Consider the following 23,344-nt stretch of genomic DNA (forward strand, 5'->3'; position numbering starts at 1 on the left):
TGTCTAGCCTATTCGTTTTTTTATGTTTTATTCCTCACTCCTTTATAAATAAAAAGAACTCCGTTATAATGGTACTATTATGTTTATAGAATTGAGGGATGTTTATGTCATTTGATGGCGTATTTACACATACCATGGTTTCGGAATTATCTGATACCTTAGTAACAGGCCGAATTTCTAAAATTCATCAGCCTTATGAAAATGAAATTGTTTTAGTTATACGATCAAAAGGAAAAAATCATAAATTACTTTTATCTGCTCATCCGAGTTATGCACGAATCCAGCTGACAGACATTGCTTATGCAAATCCTGATACACCGCCTAATTTCGTGATGATGCTGCGTAAATTTTTGGAAGGGGCGATTTTAGAACAGATCCATCAAGTCAATAATGATCGTGTCGTCCATTTTACTTTTACAAAAAGAGATGAACTAGGTGATTTACAAAATATTGTACTGATCGTTGAATTGATGGGTAGACACAGTACGATCATTTTAATGAATAAAGAAAATGGAAAAATCCTGGATGCGATCAAGCATATCGGCAGTTCACAGAATAGCTATCGTTCCTTGCTTCCTGGTGTTGACTATATCGATCCGCCCAAACAGGAATCTCAGAATCCTTTTTCCGCAAGTAAAGAAAAAGTGTTTGCGATTTTATCCCAAGCTTCTGTTTTGGATGGCAAATATCTTCAGTCTCAATTTCAAGGCTTAGGGAGAGACACAGCAGATGAGCTTGCCCATCGATTAAATGAACGGCCGAATGAAAAAATGCTTGTTTGGGAAGCCTTCTGGTTCGATCTTTTAAGTAAGACCACCCCTACCTTGACGATAACTGAGAAAAAAGAGTACTTTACTCCTCTGCCGTTTAAGTCACTTGAAGGAACACAAACGACTTATCGAACCTTAAGTGAATTACTTGATGTTTTTTACGGTGGTAAAGCTGAGAAGGATCGTGTGAAACAGCAAGGTGGAGAACTGATCCACAAACTCGATAATGAGCTGAAACGCAATCAAACAAAAATTCTAAAGCTTCAACAAACATTGGCTGATACTGAACTTGCTGAGAACTACCGCCGAGATGGTGAACTTTTGACGACTTTCATGGCACAAGTTCCTAAAGGAGCTGAATTTGTGGAATTGCCGAATTATTACGAGGAAGACAAGCCATTAAAAATAAAATTGAATCCTGCTTTAAGCCCTAATCAAAATGCCCAAAAATATTTCCAAAAATACCAAAAACTTAAAAACGCCGTTAAAATCGTTCACAGTCAAATTGAACAGGCTACAAAAGAAGTCGGTTATTTGGAGTCTGTTTTAGCTCAGTTGGAAATCGCAGGCCCCATGGATATTGATTTGATTCGTGAAGAATTGATTGAACAAGGCTATCTCAAAAAACGCGCTGCTAAAAAACAAAAGCAGTCTAAGCAAAGCAAACCAGATGAATTCTATTCTAGTGATGGTACATTGATTTTAGTTGGACGTAATAATCTGCAAAACGATCAATTGACTCTCCGCTCTGCTAAAAAAACTGATATTTGGCTACATGCAAAAGATATTCCTGGTTCACACGTGATCATCAAGGATACCGATCCATCTGAAACCACACTACTTGAAGCTGCAATGTTAGCTGCATACTACTCTAAATATCGTTTATCAGCTCAAGTCCCTGTGGATTATGTTCAGGTGAAATACGTGCATAAACCGAATGGTGCTAAACCAGGGTACGTCATATATGAAAATCAAAAAACACTCTATGTTACACCAGAAGAAGATTCAATAAGAAAATTGAAAGAAAACAAGAGTAGTTGATTTTATAGGCTATGACCAAATTTAATCGAACAAAAAGAGGTATAAATTCGCATTGTACGCGAGCTTATCCCTCTTTTTGCTTTATTTCTGGGCAACCATTGCCCGTTTGACTAAATTATTGGCTACTTCCGAAATAATGGTATTTGCTGAAGTCCCATTTAATACTGGTCTTTTTAGTGTCATATAAAAAATATATTTAGGATCTTCCGTCGGTGTGATCGTCACAACAGAATGCAAATAATCTTGTTTCTGATATATGCCGTTTTCAAAAAACTCCGCCGTTCCTGTTTTAGCAGATACATTTAGACCATCTATGGCATATTCTTTTCCCATGCCATATTTAGGATCTGTCGTTACATCTTTCATGTATTCCAACACTTTTGAGGCTGTTTCACTTGAAATCGGTGTGCCTGTCACTTGAGGCTCGACCAGCTTTTCTTCCCCATTTGAAGAAACAACACGACTGATGATATTTGGTTTCAACATTTGTCCATTGTTAGCAATCGCTGTGTAGGCCTGCAGCATCTGCAGATGAGTAACGGAAATTCCTTGCCCATAAGAAGTCATTGCTCTATCGACAGTCGTTTTATTCTGTATCTCCCCTGCGGCTTCACCAGATAAACCAAAATTAGTCGACTGTCCAAAACCAAACTTCGTTAAATAGTCTTGCCACAGTTCCGGCATTCGTTCTTGAAGTGTGACCATCCCAACATTACTTGACCACGCTAACCCTTGCCTAAATGTCATATTCCCTTCGCCCACACCATTATTCCAATCACTGATGGTGGTATCATCCACCTTGATAGCGCCTGAAGTAAATTGTTCGTTTTCATCAAATTTATGTTCTTGTAAGGCACTTGCGACCATCATACTTTTCATGGTCGACCCCGGTTCGTAAACTTCCTCCAACAAAATATTGGTCCAACGCGGATTAGGGCCATCCAGTCCTTTTCTTGTATCTAGTTCAAAAGAGGGACGCTGTGATGTCGCTAAAATATTTCCTGTTTTAGCTTCCATAAGTGTTGCCGTCACATGTTCAGGCTGATAAGTATTTACAACATTATCCATGAGTTCTTCTAAATAGAATTGCAGATTGCTATCTAATGTTGTGTAAATATCACTGCCATTTTCCCGTTTGGTTTCTTTTACACTTCCTGGCTTTACATCGCCGAGGGAAGAATTTTTTTCATAGCTTCTTGAACCGTTTTTACCAGCGAGTTGATCATTATAAGCTTCTTCGATCCCCATCACACCTTGCTCATTTCCTTGATCATCTTGTTGCGTATAGCCAATAAAGTATGAAGCAAAGTTGCCAACCTGATAGCTCCGTTTTTTCTCTTCTTTAAAATAAATTCCTGAAATCTTTTGATCATCTAATGCTTCTTGAATTTGTCGTTTCGTTTCAAAGTTCAAATTTTTGCCATTTGTACCAAATTCCACTGTAGTGATTGGTTCTCCGTCCTCGTTCACACTGGGTTTTAACTGTTTTAATGTCATATCTTTATCGATTCCTACCACTTTTTGAAAAATGTCAGCAATGGCATTCCAATCTTTTTCTTGTACATAAAGCTTTTTACCATCTAAATCTGTATAATTTTTATCTAAAATCGCATAGAGCGAAAAAGCACTGGAATCTTCGACTAATACGTTCCCATCTTTATCAAAAATCGAGCCTCTTTTTGCCTCTAGTGTTTCGTGTACTTCATAAAGTTCTTTCGTTTTCTCAGCCAAAGAATTTCCCGCAACTTTGCCAGTGATCACAATATAAGACAAACGAATGGTAAATAATAAAAAGATCAAAATGATCAAAAATAAAACGATCACACCTACTCGTTTTCGGTTTTTTAGCGTTGAAAGGTTACGACTATTGAAGAATTCTTTGATTTTTTTCATTCTTGTTCTCTCCGTTGGCAGTTTTATGGTGAAATCCGTTTTGACTCAGCATTTTTATTTTAACTCTTTTTCGATGTTATTTTTAGTTCTTCCACTTTTCTTAAGCAAAAATTAGACACTCATTTCTGTTCATTTTTCCAAAGAATTTGTAGAGAATCGAGCATTCGGAATTATAACTAAAAAAAGAGTGCTCCGAACATTTGCCGTTCAAGATCACTCTCATTTTTGCTTTATTTCTTTCTTGCTTTGTGAACCTTGAGTTGCTTCCCTTTGATCGTTCGATCTTTCATTGCTTGAAGTACAATGCTGCCTTTCCCATTTAAGATATCAATATAGGTCACATTCTCTTGAATTGTGATGATGCCGATATCTTCAGCAGTGATTCCTTCGATTGAAGTAAGAGTTCCTACAAAGTCCAATGCGCGTAATTTTTTCTTTTTCCCACCGTTAAAATAAAGCTTCATGATATCCTGCTCTAATGCTTTACCTTTTGGCGATTGCAGCACTTGTTTAGTAGTGATTTTCTTCTCAAATGCTCCTCGGCTGCGTGCGACTTGTTTCGCATTTGGTAGACTGATCTGGTTCATTTTAAACCCACCGTATGCTTCTATCTCTTTTTTCAGTTCTTGATCCTTTGCTGTGAAAAAGGTTAACGCCAAGCCCTCCTTACCTGCTCGTCCTGTTCTCCCCACTCGATGAATGTAACTTTCTTTTTCATAAGGAGCGTCCATATTGATCACATGAGTGATATTCTCAATATCGATCCCTCTTGCTGCAACGTCTGTTGCCACCAAGTAACGAAATCGTTTATTTCTAAAGGCATCCATCACTTCAAAACGATCTTCTTGGATCATTCCTCCATGAATTTTACCAACAGGGTAGCCAGCGTCGACGAGATGATCGTAAGTATTATCTACTTTCTCTTGCGTGTTACAAAAAATGATACATGAGTCAGGATTTTCAACAACTGTCAGTGCTTCTAATGCAGCAAATTTTTCCTCATCAGCAACTGGTAAAAATACATGTTGGATTTTTGGGACGGTCTTTTCAGTTGCTTCAACTGCTATCATTTTCGGTTCTGATAAATAGTTTTGGCTCAATTCTACGATTTTTTCAGGCATTGTTGCAGAAAACAATAATGTTTGTCTTTGCTTCGGCAAAGCCTGAATGATCTCCTTGACTTGTTCGATAAATCCCATATTCAGCATTTCATCCGCTTCATCGATCACTACATAGCGGATCTTATCAAGGGACAACGTACCTTTCAAAATATGATCAGATACACGACCTGGTGTTCCAACAACAATATGGCTTTTTTGTTTGAGCTCTGACTTTTGCTTGATAAATGATGCTTTCCCATATACTGCTGTCGTTTTTACTCGCTTGTACCGTCCAATATTGATCAAATCTTCTTGGACTTGTTGGGCCAACTCTCTTGTAGGTTCAAGAATCAAAGCCTGTGGTTTGTTTTCAAGCCACTCAACTTTTTCACATATGGGAATACCAAAGCTAGCAGTTTTCCCACTGCCAGTCTGCGACTGAACAAGCAAATCTTTTCCAGCCAGAAGCTCTGGAATCACCGCTTGTTGGACGATCGTTGGGTATTTATAGCCTAAATCAGACACTGCTTTTCTTATTTCTTCTTCTAATGGAAAATCTGTAAACTTATTTTTTATCATAAGAACCTCATTCTTTTGTCTAGTCATCTTTTTGATTGTATGTAAAAAAAGATCGTAAGTGTAATGTTTGTTCAGATCAAACATTTTCCGCTACAATGGACTATAGCACAGCTAACTTATATAGAGAAGGTCTTTTTATGAACTTATTGAAAAAATCTGGTTTTTATTTACTGGTCATTGTTGTTATCGCCGAATTAAGCGTTCCATTTTTTCTTGCTAGATACTATCCTAATTATGACTCTATCACTATGCTGATCAGTGATTTTGGCGAAGAAGGCAGTCCAGTACGACATATGTTTAAGCTTTGGCAGCTGATTGATGGTAGTTTGTTTTTACTAACAATTCCTAGTTTTTATCTGCGTTTTAGCCAAACATCTCCCATTCTTAGTAAATGGCTAGGAATAATGATGGCGGTTTTCGCGATCGGTGATTGTATCACAACTGGTATTTTGGATCGTTCAACCAATCCGTTAGAAGCTGGAATTGAATCCTTTGTCCATGATTATGCTTCTGGAGCCGGTTTTACAGCTTTGTTGGCAGCGACCTTTCTGTTGATCCTGCTTTATAAAATGGAAAATAATTCCTTCGTGGTTCGGACATTTACGATGATTTTTATCGTTTCATTATGTTTGCTGCTTCTTTATGCTGCCCCAAAATTGCCTGTGCTAAATACACTGAATATACCTTTTCGCGGCTTATGGCAACGATTGAATCTACTTTTTTTGTATTTGCCGTTCTTTTTCGTTGCTTTGAAAAATCTATAAATCAATCAATAAAAAAATCATTACCACACTAGAAATAGCTAGTGAGTAATGATTCTTTTTTTATCATTCACCCAGGATCATTAATTGACATTTTCGATTACGCTGACGGTTTTGATCGAAGTCGATGAAATAGATATAGCCAACGGAACCGATCTGCAGCTGTTGTTCTCTAAGGATAAATGTTTCACTTGCCCCAAACAGTGAAGCGCGGATATGAGCATCACCATTCAATATCGTTCCCGGATCACATGGGTAATTCGGATCATCTAAGCTCATCAAAAATTCAAGATGTTTTGGACCTGGATAACGGTAATTTGTTTCTTCTGACAATTCTCTTGGGATTATTTTATCCAAGATACGATTTAGATCTACTTGGAGAAATTCGTCTCCATTAAAATCCGTATCATGTACATATTCCTCAAAAATCACTGAGCAGGTTGTATGAGGTGATTGAACGACACACAATCCATTATTTATTCCACTTTCTGCTACAGCAGCTTTTACCTGCTCGGTAATATTGTGATAGCTCACACGTTGGCCATTAGACGTCAAAACTAAGTCTTTGGTATATGTTTTCATTTTCTTTGCTCCCTTTGTTCACTGCGAACTGCTGCAACTGTCTCCACCATTTCCATTAAGGTTTGTTCTGGATCTGCCGCACATACAATTCCGCTTGTACCGCCCGTTCCATCTGCACCAGACTCTATCGCCAGACGCACATCTTGCGCTGAACTGATTCCTGCAGCTTGTAGAACTAATGTATTTGGTGAAACACTTTTGACTGCTTCATTTGTTTGTTTCATATAAGAAGCATCACTTGTTTTGCCAGTTCCGATCAATTCTGTTGGCTCACAAACCATGACATCTGGCGCCAACGTAGCGATGGCTTGTGCTTCAGCGATCGAATCTGCACAGGCAATGACCAAAATACCCAACTCTTCTGCCCGCTTCATAATTTTGACTAGATCATTTACGCCAACTGGATGTTCAGCATGGTTCAAAAACGTTGCTTGAACACCTGCTGCCACAAGTCCTTCTGGTAAAATATAACCCATTCCCGGCCCTACATTCAGATTATCCATATGCTGAACAGTGATGATCAAATGCTTCGTTTCTTGTGCGATTCGAAAAGCATCTGCATACTGAACAGTGAAAAAGATATCGATTGAATATTTCTCGGCTAGTGCATCTGCTGTTTTAGCCAATTTTAAAGCTTCTTCTCCATATAAATAGGCTTTAGGATTCACACAGAAAAACGGCGGGTTGATTGTTCTTTTTTCCACTTATACTTCACCTCTCATTTTGTTTCAAAAACTTCGTAATAGTGACTTAACGTTTGTTCGATCGCTTGATTCGCTAATTTTTTCAGCTCAAAATAATCTGTAGGTTTTACTCCTTCGATTTCCTTCATCGCTGCTGTGATAAAATCAGTGAAAATATTGATTTTAGCAATTCCTTCAGTTGCACAGCGTTTCAGATTGGTATCTCCAGATGACGACCCGCCATGTAAGACAAGTGGTGTTGGCAGTGCTGCTTTCAATTCCGCCAAGCGTTCAAAACTGATTTTAGGTGTTCCTTTATAAAAGCCGTGAGCGGTGCCGATCGATACAGCTAATGAATCGACCTGTGTCTGATTTACAAACGCAACAGCATCTGCGACTTCTGTGTAGATCGAGTCACTTTGATCATGATTTTCGTAATTCACACCGGAACCAACAAAGCCAATTTCTGCTTCGACTACGACCTCTCTTGCATGAGCGTAATCAACGATTGCTTTTGTTCGGCGAACGTTTTCTTCAAATGAATCTTGTGAAGCATCGATCATGACAGAAGTAAACCCTAGGTCAATTGCCTGCTTTATGATATTCTCATCCTGTCCATGATCTAAGTGTAAAACGACTGGTACTGCGGCTTTTTTAGCCAAATACTTACCGACCAGCGCTGCTTCTTCCAAAGACATCATCTCTAAATGTGCCTGAGCGAATGCTAATATCAGCGGCTTGTTCATTTGATTTGCGACGGCTGTATAAGCCCGAGCAGAATCCAGATCGAAGAAATTGGCAGCCGGAATAGCATAATGATTTTCTTGTGCCTGTTTAAATAATTCTTTTGACGTAACTAACAAGGGTAGTCCTCCTATTCATTGAGTTTTGCTTCGATTTCTTGATACATTTCATCTGTCCCGATACCTGTTAACAAGGGTAAACCCATAATAACTTTTTCTTTGATTTGATCAGGAACAACCGTTGTACTGACGATAATATCGTAGTCATCGATTCGATTCATTTCATCAGCAACTTTTGATTGGTATAAACGAACATCATTTTCATATCCTTTACTTTTTAGCCATTCTTTCACCTTGTTCGTCACGATCGTCGAGGTTGCAACGCCTGTGCCGCACATGATCAACATTTTTTTCATTTGATTTCTTCCTTTCTATTCAACAACTTTATTTTTTTTAGGGAGAACTTTATTTACATAGATCAAGCCTGCTAAAACTACAGCGCCGATGATCGCCAAGCCGCCCCAACTCAATACTTTTGTTAAGCCAACATACATCCATGTAGTCCATAATCCGCCTTCAGCAAGTGCTGTAATACTTGAATTTCCTTGCAGGTCAAAATTAGCTGCTTTAGCAGACATTGTTACAAGCGGTGCGACCCATGAAGTAATATACAAAATGCTAACCATATAAATAGAACCTGCAATCACTGTTCGGACAATATTTCCGCCAAAAACAGCAGCCATCAAACAAACTAAGAATGGAATCGTTGCAAGGTCTCCAAACGGTAAGGTGGTATTTCCAGGAAGAACGACTGCCAGTAAAATAGTGATTGGTACTAATAATAAAGAAGACGATAAAACTGCTGGATGACCTACAGATAAAGCCGCATCCATCCCAATATACAACTCTCTTCCTGGAAAACGTTTTTTAACAAATTCATTTGCTGCTTCTGAAATCGGCGTTAACCCTTCCATCAGCAAGGCCACCATTCTTGGCATCAAAATCATGACAGCTCCCGTTTTAACAGCCAACTGACCAACGCCAGCTACGTCATACCCTGCAAAAATACCGATTACTAACCCGATCAAAAAGCCCATTACCGCAGAGTCACCAAAAATTCCAAAGCGTTTTTGAATCGTTTCAGGATCTGCTTTCCAATTCTTGATACCTGGAATTCGGTCAAATAGCCAATTCATCGGCAGTGCAAAGATAAATCCCGGAGCTGCAGTTCCATGAGGAAACGTGATATTTGGGAATCCATAAAACTTCTTGACGATCGGTCCTAAAATATCTCCAAATAAAAGAATCATCATCATATAAACGACTGTTGCAGCAATTCCTATAGCAAAATTGCCAGTTAATGCATAGACAAGTGAAGCTACAAACGCAGCATGCCAAAAATTCCAAATATCAACATCTAATGTTTTTGTTAAACCTAAAATGATCAAGAGTACGTTTAGTAATACACCGATCGGAATCGCTAAACTTCCTAATACTGTTCCATAAGAAATTGCTGCAGCAGCAGGCCATCCCACATCGATGGTCGTCAAATTAAGTCCAAACCGCTCAACCATCGCTTGTGCTGCAGGTCCTAAGCTAGAACTTAATAGATCGATCACTAGGTTTAACCCCACAAAGCCAACACCAACAGTCAATGCTGAGGTAAACGCCTTTCCAGGCTTCGTTCCAAGAATAATACCAAACACAAAAATCAGGATCGGTAACACAACGATCGCACCTAAATCAACAAACCATTGTAATGCATTTAACATGTTTTTTCCCCCATTTCCTTATGCCAAGCCAACCTGATGAATAAGTTGAATAAATTCTGTTTTTGTACGGCAATGATACAGTTGCTCCATGATTTCCTGTTGCTGAATCATACTGATCAGCTTTTGCAGCATTTCCAATTGTTCGTGTGGTTCTTTTAACGCCAGCATAAAGATCATCTGAACCTCTACTGGTTTGTCACTTGTTCCCATTTCAAAAAAAGTGATCGGATTTTTCAAAGACATAAAAGCGATCTGCGACCGTTTGACATATTCACTGTCTGTATGAGGGATCGCCACACCCATATTTTTGACTGCTAAACCAGTGGGAAAATCTTTTTCCCTTTCAATAAGATGCTCAAGAAAATCTTCTGTAATAAAATTTTTTTCAGTTAATTGTTCTGTCAAACGTTTAAACGCGTCCTCTTTATCTGTTACTTCAACTTGAAATTCAGCGATTTCACTATCAAAATACATCCTCCGCTGTCCTCCTTCTCACATAAGCCATCAGCTCTTCAGCATTTTGACTCTCGATTATTTGTTGTACATTTTCTTTAGAATTGATAACATTATATAGATCAGAAACTAAATCTTTGGCAATAGCCATATCTTTTTCTGCAATCGCTATTGTGACAATCAATCGAACAGCATTTGTATCCCATTGTACTGGGTGTTTTGTTGTCATAAATGACAGACTTGTTTCTTTCACAGTATCTGGTGCACCATGAGGAATCGCTACACCGCTCACAATACTTGTATTACCAAGTTCCTCCCTTTGAAAAATCGTTTCTTCGAATCCTTGCTCGACTAAACCCAATCGCTCATATTGTTCAATCAAATAATTCAGGATCTCCTTTTTCTCATTGAACGCCATGTTCAAAAAAATCAGCTCTTCTTGAATAAATGATGCTAGAGAAACAGTCGTATTCTTTTTAGAATACGTCATCGTTTTTTCATGTTCACTCATAGTCGATAAATAAGCGGCGATCATCGCTACTTCATCTGCTGTTGGTAGCGCTGATACATGCAGTACTGGAATCTGACTTATTTCAAGCGGTACTGCTGCAATGATCAAATCGATATCATCCACTGGATTTTCCTTGATCTGCTTTTCTGTTGCGATCTCTATTACGACACTTGCGGGCAAATTTTGTTTGATACGATTGAAGATCAATTCTGAGGTTGCCAATCCATTCCCGCAAACAATCAAAACATGTTTCGTCAATTGAATCTTCTCAAATGCAAGCTGAAAATGAATCGTCAAAAATGATACTTCATCTTCATTCAAAAATAATCCATAATGCTTTTCAAAAACGGCAGAAGCAAATTGTGTCAATGTAAACATAGTCGTATATTGTCTTTTTATATTTTCTTTCAAAGGATTGCGAACATAAATATCATTTTTTAGCCGATGAACCATGGGGATAATGTGCGAAATCAATGAGTGATACAATTGTTCATCCTCATCGACTTGGACATTCAACAAATGTGTCATTTCGTCGATCAAAGCAATGGTTATCATATGGAGCTTTTGATCGATCGGTAGATCGGCAACACCCGGAACGACGCCATGTGCAAATAACAATGAACATAAGTATTGAATATCATGTTTGAAAAAAACGCAGTTCAGCTCTTGACTCATATCTTCTGAAAATGCCAAAGCAATCATATAAAGCTGCATCTTTTTTAAATCTTTAAAGACAAATTCATTTTGCTCTTCAACATGATGTCCTAGGTTCAAACGAGTCAACAAAATGCATAAAGAAAGTCTAAGTGAGTAAACAAAATAGTCATTTAATACTTTCCCAGTATGAATCATTAGTTTTTCAATGAATAAATTGACTTGATAAACAATTTGCGGATCTAGAATCTCTGAAAAATAGGTCAGGTTATCTCGTTGATCATGTTCGGCTTGTGGATGATACTTTTTGCTATAGCCGATCAGATATTTTTTAAATACCTTTTGAATCATCGTTTCTTTTTCCTGAGCAGTTTGTTTAGATCCAGTCTTCGCAGCTAGACCACTTTTCTTTAGATAGGTGAAGACCTCATCCATATCCTTCTTGATTGACTGCTTACTGATCAAGAACTGCTCGGCATAGTCCTCGTATGTCCCTCTTTTTTCGTAAATCAATAGATCAGCCAATATGATTAATTGGCGATATGCAGGTGTAAATGCTTCATTTTCTAAAACTACCATCGTCTCGTTTGACAATACCGCTTTTAAATGTTCTTTCTGTGCATGACTCCCAATCAAATAGATTCCTTTTCTTGGTACCCGGTCGATCGTTAGTTTCGTTTTTTCCAAGTATTTCTGAATATTCTTTAAATCTGAATAAATCGTTTTGTTTGATACTGATAACTGATTTCCGAAAAACGTAGTTGCCTGATACTCATTTTGTAAAAGCAAAAGATCAAGTAATTGGTTCTCTCGTTTTGTTAATTTCATCATCACACCTCCGGAAAGCGCTTTCCATATTTAAAGTATATAGGCATTTACGCCGCTAGTAAATTACCTTTCGCTTCCACATTAATGTGGAAATCTGTATCATTGATTAAACTATTCAATAAGAAACAAAAAGAATGCAGGATAAAAGAAAAAACACTTTTATCCGCATTCTATTTTTAGACCACTGTAAAAAAATAAGCAATTATTTTCCTTACCTGTGTACACTGATCAGTTACTCTTCAAATATTTCTTTTGCTAGTGAAAATGCTGACCAGGCTTTTGGCCAACCGGTATAAAAAGCTAAATGAGTGATCAACTCTACGATTTCTTCTTTGGTTACACCGTTTTGCTTGGCAATTTTCATATGTGCTTCTAGCTGAGGTGCGCCTTGAGTGAGTAGGCTAGCACAAGTAATCAAGCTTCGATCGCGGGCAGATAGTTTCTCTTCTCGAGACCAAACTTCGCCAAATAATATATCATCATTCAGCTCGGCAAATTTTGGTGCAAATTCTCCTAACTGATCGCGTCCTGCTGTTTGTTTTTTCATTTTCTCTCTCCTTTAGTGGTTCGTGTTTAACGTATTATAAAGCTCATCCGTTACCGGTTCCAACCATTCAGGTGTTCCTGTTGTGATGGCAAGATGCGAAAACCAACTGTCTTTTGCTGCTCCATGCCAATGTTTTATGCCATCGTGGGTGACGATCACATCACCAGCAGTTAAGAATACCGCCTCTTTTCCCTCTTCTTGATACCAGCCTTCACCTCCGGTAACTAAAAGAATTTGATAACCATCGTGATGGATATGCCAGTGATTACGGCAGCCTGGTTCAAAAGTCACATTTCCGACGCCAACAGAAACTGCCGGATCAGCCACTAACGTTTTCAGATAGCTTTGACCAACAAAGTAATCTGCATACGCATCATTTTTTTCGCCAGATGAAAAAATCACACCATCTTTTACTTTTCTATATTTTGCCATCTTTGATTCCTCCTATTGATGTCCGACAATGACATGGGGAACATAGGGTTCTTCTAAAAATCGAATATCTTCTTCTGTCAACTTCAATTCTAAAGCTGGAAGAGCCTTCGTTAAGTGACTTTCTTTTGTTGCCCCAATGATCGGAGCAACCACCTGTTCTTTTTGAAGCAGCCAGGCCAATGCAACTTGTACTCGTTCAACATTATATTTCTCTGCGATTTCTTTTACACGTTCAACGATGATTCGGTCTTGCTCTGCTGTTTTATCATATTTTGATTGAGCCATTTTATCTGTTTCAAAGCGTTTGGTTTGGGCGCTCCAATCACGAGTCAAACGACCAGAAGCTAGCGGACTATAAGGTGTCACTGCGATTTTTTGATCTTGACATAATGGCAGCATTTCTCGTTCTTCTTCCCGATAGAGAAGGTTCAAATGATTTTGCATCGAAACAAACTTTGTCCAGCCGTTTTTCTCTGCAACTGCTTGTGCTTTGGCAAACTGCCAGGCGAACATTGCTGATGCACCGATATAGCGGACTTTCCCTGATTTTACGATATCATGTAATGCTTCCATGGTTTCTTCGATCGGCGTATTGTAGTCCCAGCGATGAATGATATATAAATCGACATAATCCATATTTAAACGTTTTAAACTTTGATCGATTTGATGAAAGATTTCTTTTCTTGAGAGCCCACCACTATTCGGAACATTCTTTTTCATCGTTGTAAATAATTTTGTTGCAACCACGATTTCATCACGGTTAGCATATTCGTTCAGTGCTTTACCCAAAATTTCTTCACTTGCACCATAAGAATAAACATTTGCAGTATCAAAAAAATTGATGCCTAGATCAAGAGCTTTCTTGATAACAACTTTGCTCTCCTTCTCTTCTAACACCCACTCGTGAAAACCACTTGCTGGATCACCAAATCCCATTGCTCCTAAGCAAAGACGCGAAACCTCCATACCAGTGTTGCCAAATTTTACGTATTCCATTATGATTCCCCCTACTTGATAAGTTACACTTTTTATTACTAAAGTTAGTCTACCTCTTAAAGTGCACTCTAAGTCAAGCTGTTTGGCAAAAATATTTTCTATTAAAATAAGTGACAGAAAAAAATACAAGTTAGTACAACCATTTTTATTGGTATAAACTAGTTTTTACTTTATTATCTTTACCGAAGCTGAATCATCAGTCTACCAGAAAACTCATTTCTTCATGTCGTTAGAAAGTCTCTATTCCATTTTTTTATTAGAATTACTTTGACTTCTTTCTTTTTTGTTGATTCATCTGCACTGATCACTACTCTATTTTTTCACTGGTAAACAAAACATTTAATTTCTTTTGGTGACTGATTTGATCTAAGCCTTCAGGATCAATGATTTTTCCTAATCGTGTATAAACATAATTCGTTTCAAGATCTTCATAAAATAGTACAAGACAATCCTTGCCAAACAACATAACATCACCTTTACTTATTTGCCCAGGAGATTGTGCTTCTGTCGGAAGTGTCTTTGGTAAATAATAATATTTTTCATTGTTGTGGAGATCATCCATCATGATTTCAAGCGGGAACATACGTTGTAATGTTTTAGCTGATGCATTATCACACCATTCAATATAAAAATCAATTTGGTCGATCGTAACTTTAGTAATAGCTATCTTCTCTTCCTCACTCTCTGTTGGATAGTTTTTCACCATACTTGTATCTAAGTGCTCTTCGCTAAACGATGGATCATTTCTCAGAACATTTTTACAACCGAATAAGAGTAGTAATGAAAACGAAAACATCATCTTAACACCGATTTTATTCATCATTTTCATCGATCATACGCACGATTTTCGCTGGGCTTCCTACAACAACTGCGTTCTTAGGAACATCTCTAGTGACAGTAGCATCTGCTGCGACAATGGCATTTTCTCCTATTGTCACTCCTGGTAAGATCGAGACATTTGCACCGATCCACGCATTTCTTTTGATTACAATCGGTGCTACCGCAACTCCTCTTCTATTTTGGGGATCAGTCAAATGATTGACCGTAATCAGCCGACTGTCTGGACCAATCAGCACATTGTCTTCTAATGTGATTCCTCCAAGATCCACAAAGGTTACATTCTTATTGATAAAAATATCTTTCCCAAAAATGATATGTCTGCCAAAATCAGTGTAAAAAGGCTGAGAAACAGTCACCGACGCGTCAATTGAATGACCAGTGATCTTTTCAAGATACTTCAGCATCTCGCTATTTTTACGATACTGTGTATTCAAATCCATTACTAATCGTTCGTTATTTTCTTTGATCATATGGACTTCTTTGAATAATGGTGAATCTGGTAAAATCTCTTTGCCCAGCAATCTTTTTTCTAAACTAATCACTTCCATCTTTTATTCCTCGCTCTCTATTTTATTACTAGCTTCATTTTACAAAACCATGTTATGATTAACTAATACTTATAAGTGATAGCTAGACATAATTTTTAATTATAGGAGGATCTAATGGATCTACGCGTATTGAATTACTTTTTAACTGTTGCGAGAGAAAAAACGATCAGCAAAGCTGCTGAAGTTCTTCATATTTCACAGCCTGCTTTATCTAAACAATTGAAAGAGTTAGAAGAAGAATTAGGTGTAAGGCTGTTTACCCGCGGGAGTCGATCGATCACTCTAACCGAGGAAGGCGTTTATTTGGCAAATAGAGGAAAAGAAATACTTCAATTGGTAGAGACAACTACTACGAATTTAAGTAACCATGAGGTGATCAGCGGTAAAATCATTATTGGCGGTGGAGAAACACAGGCTTTTTCTTATATTGCTATGTTGATCAATGAATTACAGCAAAAACATCCTGATGTTCGTATCGAACTTTATAGTGGAAATGCGGATGATGTATTAGAGAAAATCGATAAAGGGATTCTTGATTTTGCACTGGTGATCGATCCTGTAGAAAAGCAAAAGTACGAATACATTCGTTTGCCTCTATCTGATCATTGGGGGATTTTGATCAATAATAGTCATGAATTAGCTAAGAAAAAAACGATATCACCAACAGACTTGCATAACCTTCCCTTATTGATTTCCAATCAATCGTTTGTCGATAATCAATTGTCCGAGTGGTTAGGAGAAAATATTGAACATTTTAATATTATTGGAACATACAACTTACTTTATAATGCTTCTTTATTAGTTAAGGAAGGAACGGTCAGTGTACTTTGTATTGATGGTATCATAAACACAGCAACTACTGATTTGACCTTCATCCCCTGTTCACCTCCATTAACAGCGACCATCAATATTGTCTGGAAAAAAGGACACGTTTTCTCAAATGCTTCAAAAGAATTTTTACGTTTACTACACGATCTAGCATAAAAAAACAGCGGCTTTCATAAAACAGCCGCTGCTTTTCTATTTAAATCGATCTTTGATGCCACTAGAAAGGTCTTTAAATTGCTTTCCTACTTCCTTTCCTTTGTTTTTATATTCTTCACCAATTCCTTTTCCTTCCTCAGCGTATTTCTCACCTAAAGCTTTTCCTTGTTTTTTAGTTTGTTGAAATGTTTCTTTTAGTTGGTCGATTTCTTCTTTAAATGACATGATTACTTCCTCCTATTATTTATGATTTAAGCTCTAAAGAATGGATTTCATGTTTCCTTTTTTGGATACCTTTAAAAGTTTAGCCGCATGATCATCCTATATTTACAGATATTATACATCTGCAGATATATGTTGTCTATAGATAGGGTGAAAAAGATGGATCACCTTATTAGGAGATCCATCTTTTGATTGCTATTTCTTCGGTTCGTCCTCGTCCATTTTCAGAACTGCCATGAAGGCTTCATTAAGTACAGTTTTCAATTTTCACATCTCTGTTGCCGAATGACAATAATATAATACATAAATTGTCATTTGACAACATTTTTGTTGCCTTTTTGCAATTTTATTTTGATTTTGTTGCCAAATGGCTATATTATGAGATAAAGAAAGGAGCTTGACCGATGAACTTTGGCGAAAAATTAAAACATTTACGCGAATCAAAAGGTTTAGGAGTTAATCAACTTGCTTTAAAATCTGGTGTAAATGCTTCAAATATCTCCAGACTAGAAAACGGCGAGCGAAAAGACCCTACTTTTGAAACTGTAAAAAAACTTTCTAAAGCATTAGGTGTCTCAGTATCTTATTTTGATGAACAAGAAAACGATCAATTGACTATAGCCGCTCATATCGACGAGGACACCAGCGACGAGGAAATGGAGGAAATTTTAGACTATATTGCATATATTAAGAGTAAACATAGAAAAAAATAGAAGGTGTTTTTATGGATAATGTCGAAAATTTGATGTCCTATTTTCCTGATATCAAATATGTTTTTGATAAGGAAATGCCGAAAAAACAAAAAGGTTTATACATTGATAATGTGATTTATCTAAACCCTGCTCAATCTGATGCTGAGTTATATAGTACATTGTCCGAAGAAATTGGGCATCATTGCACCTCAATTGATGATATTACGGATCAAAAGGCACTTGAAACAACTAAACAAGAGCGGCTAGCTCGACAAGTTGGTTCAGAAATATCAGTCCACCCTAGCAAATTATTAGAATGCAAATTACAGGATTTTAAAGCAGATTGGGAATGTTCTGAATATTTGGGAGTTACGCTTGATCATTTTAGGCAAGCTTTACGATTATATAAGGAGAAATACGGTCTACAATTTGAGTATGACGGTTACATGTTTATGTTTGGTGAAGCTGACGCCTTAGATATTAAGCGTATAATATATTATTAATACTTTTTACTTATGGAGGAGAATTGTTGGAGCTATTACAGCAAAAAGAAAACTACTAGTATAATTGATGAAATGAAAATAAAAATTAATCTAAATAGCTTTGATACTCCTGTAGTTTATATCGATTTAATAACTAAGAAAACGAAAACTGATTCTCCAGTTTAGAAAGATGCAATTTCTAAAGCTGATCGTATTATTTCTTTTTTAAAAATGGTAACTAGAGATTAATCTCCTGACTATATATAATCAACAAAAAAATACTCCTATCCACTTGGCTGATGTCTAGGAGTAATTGGACTCACCACTTTACATGATGATAAATTATTATATCACATCTGTAAGGGGGCAGTAAAATGAATAATAAAGAAATAATGGTTAATACTGAACAAAAAAAAGGACAAAAAGAATTTAGTCATTTGCCTGGAGGTTCAATATGCCGATTTCAATGATGTTTACCCAAACAAATTCTTTTTATGAAAATGGTATTACTATAGGTGGTCAAATGCAAATGTTAGATCAGGACGGGTTAGGAATGTCTGAAGGTGAAGGGCACCTATTCGTAGATCCAACTGATAAGATTATAAGTTTTGATCAGCGCGAGTTGAAAACATATAATGTTGATTATGATCACAGATACGAAACACAAGGTTTCGTTTTTGAAAGATCATTTAAATATTATTTCCAAAATTTTAAGTTTAGGATTTATCACGATAATAATGCAAATGTACTACTTGTTTCAACTAAGAAAGACATTGCTAAGTCATTCCTAAATGAGGTTAGTAAAGAAAGAAAAAATACAAAGAATAATAAAGGGAAATTATTTGACTTTACGCCTATCCCAATTGACTTCAATCAAATTGTAGCTAAAGCAGAAAATTTATCCGGACTTTGGTCACAAGTAAACCGTGGAAATGTCCATTCTCAAGCTTATTATGGTGAAAATATTAATTTTGATGAAGAAGTACAATTGACTCTAAAAGAAAAAAACACCTCTTATGTTCTGTTTGAGAGTAACATAGGAGGTATTTACCAAAAAATAGGGATTACTAAACATGGTAATGTTGTATTATATAATAATTTTGAGAGTGAAATACAAAAAATTAAGACAGCATTTAAAGTGTACGATCTATTTCTAAGTTAGTTATTACTAATTACTAGAAAGTCAGATGATATCTTTTCAATGGTCTCAAATGACTTGCATGTCACTTCGATACTATTGTTACTAACAACGAATTTCATATTATCTATGCTATATTTTAGTATAAATGAAGATAATTCAGAATTGTCTAAACGACGAACATATAGACCGTAGTATGGATTTTCTTTTCTAAATTTTATTTTTAGAGAGAAAGAACTTTCTTTTGCTACTGAATTTAAAGTCATATCAATCATTCTACTTAGATATTTAAAATGTTTATTAATGACGTCCTTACTTTCTCTATAATTTATATTGGAAGAACTAGAAATTTTAATTGTTGATTGGTCTATTGCAGAAATAGTAAATAAAGTTAACCCTATCTTAATTGCAAGAGTGTTGCCTCTTTCAGAAACTTTTTGCATCTCTTCGCCAACCAACTCTTTGTAGTCAGGATCGCTCAGTATGTTAGAAAATAAGTTAAGTAATTTTTCTTGATCTATACTATCATAAACAATATAGGAAGTTATCTGCCACTCTAAACCAGGATTTAGAATCCACGTTTTGGCTTTATTCCACAGTATAAAAGCTTTGTTCATGTTTTCAACTAGAAACTGAATATAAAATACTATTAAAGGAGTAATGGCAATTAACACATTTACTAGAGTGTTATCAAATCCATTTACTATACTGAATATAGTAAGACCTATCGAAGCAACTACTAAGAGCGTGATTACTAAAATTGATCTTGTTTTCATGCTTCTCACCTTCCTTTTGTATATAATATCATTAAGAACATACATTCGTAAAGGTATATCTCTGACAAAAGGTTGAAATCTTATTCATTTATTAGACTCGTATTTTACGAGTCTTACATTTAAAACCCAGAAGAACATACGTTTGTATTTCTATTATATTTTTACGAAAAAATATACAATTTGATGTTTTATCTCTTGTTTTTTATCTCAAATTCGTATTTATTAGGGAGAAAATCGACATGCAAGGATCAGTAAGAAAAAAAAGGAAATAATTGGTATTATCGCATAGATATCGCTTATGTTAACGGGTCCCTTCAACAAATCGAACGTTATGCAGGCAAAGCTCTCTCTCCCCTTCGTGCTGCTATTAAAGAATATGAAACAACGGCGACGTAATGAGCTTATCTGACATATCCGTAATAGACTATTTTACTATTGGTTCGAGAAATATGTGAAGGTAAATTAAAAAAAGAACACTCAAGACAACTACCGGAATATACTTGATAAACATATCTTCCCTTCCATTGGACATTATAAATTAAAAGCAGTCAAAGCTGGAACCTTACAGGATTTACTTATAGAGAAATTCGAAGCTGGATACGCTAAACAGACCCTTGCTATTATTAAAGGAGTTCTAAACAAAGCGTTTATGATGGCTGTTTTTCCGTATCAATATTTGAATAATGATCCTACTCGATACGTTACCATGCCGAAATACGATCAGAAAGAGTGGAAAGACAAAGGCGAATTGAAAATTATCTCAATGGAAGATTTTAAACTAATAAGAAATTATGTTTCAGTTAGTGATCCGTTTTATTTACCTATGATGATATCATTTCAAACAGGTTTAAGGCGTGCTGAGGTTTGCGGTCTTGAATGGTCTGATATTGATTTCGAGGAAAACACTTTAAGCGTCGAACGAATTATGATCGGCACAAAAGGTGGTTCTTATGAGATAGGAACACCAAAAACAAAAGCATCATATAGAACAATTGTATTAGGTTCTACCCTCACTTCTCTATTGAAAAAAATGAAAAATCGTCAAAAAGAAAATAAACTATTCTATGGACAAAATTATTTTGATAGTGACTTTGTTTGTGTGAAAGAAAATGGACAACCAGTCACACCAAATTCAATTAAATACAACGTTGAAAAAATTAGGAATGCAACAGGTGTTGACTTCAATTTCCACTCATTCCGACACACACATGCTACTATGATACTAGAAAGCGGAGCAAAGCCTAAAGAGATCCAGGCACGATTGGGGCACTCTAGGATAGCAACAACCATGGATACATATTCTCATGTCACTAAGAAAATGAAAACTGAAACCGTTGATATTTTCGAGCAAATGTTGAAAGATTCAGCGTTCTAAACAAAAATTCCCACGAGTTCATTTGCTCGTGGGATAAATGTGGGAAAATTTGATTTAACGTAGCGATCAAAACTCTTAAATCCTTGCTATTTCTTCGGTTCGTCCTCGTCCATTTTCAGAACTGCCATGAAGGCTTCCTGCGGTACTTCCACCGAACCGATCTGTTTCATTCGTTTCTTCCCTTCTTTTTGTTTCTCTAATAATTTACGTTTACGAGAAACATCTCCACCATAACATTTCGCTAAGACATTTTTACGCAATGCTTTGATATCTGATCTAGCCACGATTTTTTGCCCGATCGCTGCTTGGATCGGCACTTCAAATTGTTGTCTTGGAATCAGTTTTCTTAATTTTTCTACGATAGCTTTGCCCCGTTCATAAGCAAAGTCTCTATGCACGATAAAGCTTAAAGCATCGACTTTTTCGCTGTTTAATAAGATATCCATTTTCACAAGACGGCTCGTTCTATAACCAGACATTTCATAATCTAGTGAAGCATAGCCTTTTGTACTTGATTTTAGCTTATCAAAGAAATCAAAAACAATTTCCGATAGAGGTAATTCATACACTACATTTACACGATAATCATCTAAGTAATCCATGGTTACGAATTCTCCCCGTTTACGTTGAGACAATTCCATTACCGCACCAACATACTCATTCGGTACCATGATCTGTGCTTTAACAAAAGGTTCTTCTACAGAATCGATCGTTACTGGTTCAGGGAAATCAGCTGGATTATCAACAACGACTTGTGAGCCATCCGTTTTATTGACATGATAAATAACAGAAGGCGCTGTCGTGATAAGGTCTAAATTAAATTCACGTTCCAAACGCTCTTGAATAACATCCATATGCAGCAATCCTAAAAATCCGCAACGGAAACCAAACCCTAAGGCTTGAGATGTTTCTGGTTCGAATTGTAATGCAGCATCGTTCAATTGAAGTTTTTCCAATGCTTCTCGTAAATCATTGTATCGGGAATTGTCAATTGGATATAGACCACAATAAACCATTGGATTCATTTTACGATATCCAGGCAAAGCTTCTTGTGCTGGGTTCTCTGCTAATGTGACTGTATCCCCAACTTGAGTATCCTGTACTGTTTTGATGCTGGCCGTGATATAACCGACATCACCGACCATCAAATAGTCACGAGCAACCGCTTTTGGTGAGAAGACGCCGACTTCGGTTACATCAAACGTTTTACCATTGCTCATCATCTGAATCTTATCACCTGGTCTAACTACGCCGTCCATGACTCTAACATTCAATACGACACCACGATAACTATCATAAACAGAGTCGAAAATCAATGCCTTCAACGGTGCATCTAAATCGCCAGCTGGTGCTGGCACATACTCTACGACCTGCTCTAAAATATCTTCAATACCGATCCCTGCTTTAGCACTAGCTAAAACTGCTTCACTAGCATCGATTCCGATCACATCTTCGATCTCAGTCCGAACACGTTCGGGATCTGCCGCTGGTAAATCGATTTTATTGATCACCGGTAAAATTTCTAAGTCGTTATCCAACGCTAAATAAACATTAGCTAATGTTTGAGCTTCGATCCCTTGGGCTGCATCAACAACTAAAACCGCACCTTCACAGGCAGCAAGACTACGAGATACTTCGTACGTAAAATCCACATGTCCAGGGGTGTCGATCAAGTGAAAAATATAAGTTTCGCCATCTTTTGCGGTATACGTAAGCTCGACTGCATTCAGCTTGATCGTGATTCCCCGTTCTCTTTCAAGATCCATAGAATCCAACAATTGATCCTGCATCTCTCTTGATGTAACCGTATTTGTTTTTTCTAAAATACGATCGGCAAGCGTCGATTTCCCGTGGTCAATATGGGCAATAATGGAAAAATTACGAATTTTTTCTTGTCTTTGTTTCATTTCATTTATATTCATTTATTGTCCTCATTTCTTTA

The 23,344-nt window shown here is 36.8% G+C and carries 24 protein-coding genes; 7 read left to right on the top strand and 17 right to left on the bottom strand.

All coding sequences use genetic code 11. The features are described from left to right. Window positions 1-104: 104 nt before the first annotated feature. Window positions 105-1,811 carry a fibronectin-binding protein EfbA gene (gene efbA, locus IGI58_RS16950; RefSeq protein ID WP_429952495.1) on the top strand — a complete coding sequence of 569 codons (1,707 nt, stop codon included), beginning with the start codon at window positions 105-107 and terminating at the stop codon, window positions 1,809-1,811. A gap of 81 nt (window positions 1,812-1,892) precedes the next feature. On the opposite strand, the gene IGI58_RS16955 is transcribed toward efbA, so the two are convergent. Continuing rightward, window positions 1,893-3,704, bottom strand: coding sequence for a penicillin-binding transpeptidase domain-containing protein (locus IGI58_RS16955; protein ID WP_429952494.1), 1,812 nt, complete (start codon window positions 3,702-3,704; stop codon window positions 1,893-1,895). Between the two features lie 230 nt (window positions 3,705-3,934). Further along, window positions 3,935-5,383 carry a DEAD/DEAH box helicase gene (locus IGI58_RS16960; RefSeq protein ID WP_429952493.1) on the bottom strand — a complete coding sequence of 483 codons (1,449 nt, stop codon included), beginning with the start codon at window positions 5,381-5,383 and terminating at the stop codon, window positions 3,935-3,937. Between the two features lie 137 nt (window positions 5,384-5,520). Between IGI58_RS16960 and IGI58_RS16965 the strand changes: the two genes are divergently transcribed. Then, window positions 5,521-6,147 carry a DUF998 domain-containing protein gene (locus tag IGI58_RS16965; RefSeq protein WP_225534044.1) on the top strand — a complete coding sequence of 209 codons (627 nt, stop codon included), beginning with the start codon at window positions 5,521-5,523 and terminating at the stop codon, window positions 6,145-6,147. Window positions 6,148-6,210: 63 nt separating this feature from the next. On the opposite strand, the gene IGI58_RS16970 is transcribed toward IGI58_RS16965, so the two are convergent. The 12 genes from IGI58_RS16970 to IGI58_RS17025 form a co-directional block, all read right to left on the bottom strand. Further along, window positions 6,211-6,726, bottom strand: a complete 516-nt coding sequence (locus tag IGI58_RS16970) for a YjbQ family protein (protein ID WP_429952492.1) — start codon at window positions 6,724-6,726, stop codon at window positions 6,211-6,213. Continuing rightward, window positions 6,723-7,430, bottom strand: coding sequence for a triose-phosphate isomerase (locus tag IGI58_RS16975; protein ID WP_429952491.1), 708 nt, complete (start codon window positions 7,428-7,430; stop codon window positions 6,723-6,725). Before IGI58_RS16975 ends, IGI58_RS16970 begins: the two co-directional genes overlap by 4 nt. Window positions 7,431-7,444: 14 nt before the next feature. After that, the gene (locus tag IGI58_RS16980; RefSeq protein ID WP_225534047.1) at window positions 7,445-8,272 is read right to left on the bottom strand and encodes a class II fructose-bisphosphate aldolase; all 828 of its coding nucleotides are present in this window, start codon (window positions 8,270-8,272) and stop codon (window positions 7,445-7,447) included. An 11-nt stretch (window positions 8,273-8,283) separates the two neighbouring features. Continuing rightward, on the bottom strand, window positions 8,284-8,568 hold the full coding sequence (locus IGI58_RS16985) for a PTS sugar transporter subunit IIB (protein WP_087639959.1): 285 nt from the start codon (window positions 8,566-8,568) through the stop codon (window positions 8,284-8,286). Window positions 8,569-8,583: 15 nt separating this feature from the next. Beyond that, the gene (locus IGI58_RS16990) at window positions 8,584-9,924 is read right to left on the bottom strand and encodes a PTS galactitol transporter subunit IIC (RefSeq protein ID WP_429952490.1); all 1,341 of its coding nucleotides are present in this window, start codon (window positions 9,922-9,924) and stop codon (window positions 8,584-8,586) included. Window positions 9,925-9,942: 18 nt separating this feature from the next. Continuing rightward, window positions 9,943-10,398, bottom strand: a complete 456-nt coding sequence (locus IGI58_RS16995; protein WP_087639957.1) for a PTS sugar transporter subunit IIA — start codon at window positions 10,396-10,398, stop codon at window positions 9,943-9,945. Next, window positions 10,388-12,370 (bottom strand): BglG family transcription antiterminator, encoded by a 1,983-nt coding sequence (locus IGI58_RS17000; protein ID WP_429952489.1) that lies wholly within the window; start codon window positions 12,368-12,370, stop codon window positions 10,388-10,390. Before IGI58_RS17000 ends, IGI58_RS16995 begins: the two co-directional genes overlap by 11 nt. Before the next feature lie 232 nt (window positions 12,371-12,602). After that, on the bottom strand, window positions 12,603-12,917 hold the full coding sequence (locus IGI58_RS17005; protein ID WP_429952488.1) for a carboxymuconolactone decarboxylase family protein: 315 nt from the start codon (window positions 12,915-12,917) through the stop codon (window positions 12,603-12,605). 12 nt (window positions 12,918-12,929) lie between these two features. Next, a complete protein-coding gene (locus IGI58_RS17010) occupies window positions 12,930-13,349 on the bottom strand; it encodes a cupin domain-containing protein (protein WP_429952487.1) in 420 nt (139 codons plus the stop codon). A 12-nt stretch (window positions 13,350-13,361) separates the two neighbouring features. Then, window positions 13,362-14,345: an aldo/keto reductase gene (locus tag IGI58_RS17015; RefSeq protein WP_429952486.1), complete on the bottom strand. Its 984-nt coding sequence runs from the start codon at window positions 14,343-14,345 to the stop codon at window positions 13,362-13,364. A 307-nt stretch (window positions 14,346-14,652) separates the two neighbouring features. Next, window positions 14,653-15,168: a cyclophilin-like fold protein gene (locus tag IGI58_RS17020; RefSeq protein WP_429956340.1), complete on the bottom strand. Its 516-nt coding sequence runs from the start codon at window positions 15,166-15,168 to the stop codon at window positions 14,653-14,655. Continuing rightward, window positions 15,158-15,733: a DapH/DapD/GlmU-related protein gene (locus IGI58_RS17025; RefSeq protein ID WP_429952484.1), complete on the bottom strand. Its 576-nt coding sequence runs from the start codon at window positions 15,731-15,733 to the stop codon at window positions 15,158-15,160. The genes IGI58_RS17020 and IGI58_RS17025 overlap by 11 nt, the downstream gene beginning before the upstream one ends. Before the next feature lie 114 nt (window positions 15,734-15,847). Between IGI58_RS17025 and IGI58_RS17030 the strand changes: the two genes are divergently transcribed. Next, entirely contained in the window at window positions 15,848-16,717 is an 870-nt protein-coding gene (locus IGI58_RS17030) for a LysR family transcriptional regulator (RefSeq protein WP_225534057.1), read from the top strand. Window positions 16,718-16,753: 36 nt separating this feature from the next. Here the strand turns inward: IGI58_RS17030 and IGI58_RS17035 are convergent, their stop codons facing one another. Beyond that, window positions 16,754-16,942: a hypothetical protein gene (locus tag IGI58_RS17035; RefSeq protein ID WP_087639949.1), complete on the bottom strand. Its 189-nt coding sequence runs from the start codon at window positions 16,940-16,942 to the stop codon at window positions 16,754-16,756. Window positions 16,943-17,343: 401 nt separating this feature from the next. On the opposite strand from IGI58_RS17035, the gene IGI58_RS17040 reads away from it, so the two are divergent. From IGI58_RS17040 to IGI58_RS17050, 3 genes are all read left to right on the top strand, one after another. Then, the gene (locus IGI58_RS17040) at window positions 17,344-17,652 is read left to right on the top strand and encodes a helix-turn-helix domain-containing protein (protein ID WP_429952483.1); all 309 of its coding nucleotides are present in this window, start codon (window positions 17,344-17,346) and stop codon (window positions 17,650-17,652) included. 11 nt (window positions 17,653-17,663) lie between these two features. Then, window positions 17,664-18,134 carry an ImmA/IrrE family metallo-endopeptidase gene (locus IGI58_RS17045; protein WP_429952482.1) on the top strand — a complete coding sequence of 157 codons (471 nt, stop codon included), beginning with the start codon at window positions 17,664-17,666 and terminating at the stop codon, window positions 18,132-18,134. 433 nt (window positions 18,135-18,567) lie between these two features. Continuing rightward, the gene (locus IGI58_RS17050) at window positions 18,568-19,275 is read left to right on the top strand and encodes a hypothetical protein (RefSeq protein ID WP_429952481.1); all 708 of its coding nucleotides are present in this window, start codon (window positions 18,568-18,570) and stop codon (window positions 19,273-19,275) included. On the opposite strand, the gene IGI58_RS17055 is transcribed toward IGI58_RS17050, so the two are convergent. Beyond that, window positions 19,272-20,027: a hypothetical protein gene (locus tag IGI58_RS17055; protein WP_429952480.1), complete on the bottom strand. Its 756-nt coding sequence runs from the start codon at window positions 20,025-20,027 to the stop codon at window positions 19,272-19,274. The genes IGI58_RS17050 and IGI58_RS17055 overlap by 4 nt on opposite strands. A gap of 652 nt (window positions 20,028-20,679) precedes the next feature. Here IGI58_RS17055 and IGI58_RS17060 point away from each other — a divergent pair. Then, on the top strand, window positions 20,680-21,402 hold the full coding sequence (locus IGI58_RS17060; protein WP_429952479.1) for a tyrosine-type recombinase/integrase: 723 nt from the start codon (window positions 20,680-20,682) through the stop codon (window positions 21,400-21,402). Window positions 21,403-21,488: 86 nt separating this feature from the next. Here IGI58_RS17060 and lepA read toward each other — a convergent pair whose 3' ends face one another. Then, window positions 21,489-23,324 carry a translation elongation factor 4 gene (gene lepA / locus IGI58_RS17065; RefSeq protein ID WP_429952478.1) on the bottom strand — a complete coding sequence of 612 codons (1,836 nt, stop codon included), beginning with the start codon at window positions 23,322-23,324 and terminating at the stop codon, window positions 21,489-21,491. Window positions 23,325-23,344: the final 20 nt, after the last annotated feature.

The organism is Enterococcus sp. AZ020, from assembly GCF_050499205.1.
In the GTDB taxonomy this organism is placed as follows: domain Bacteria; phylum Bacillota; class Bacilli; order Lactobacillales; family Enterococcaceae; genus Enterococcus_L; species Enterococcus_L dunnyi.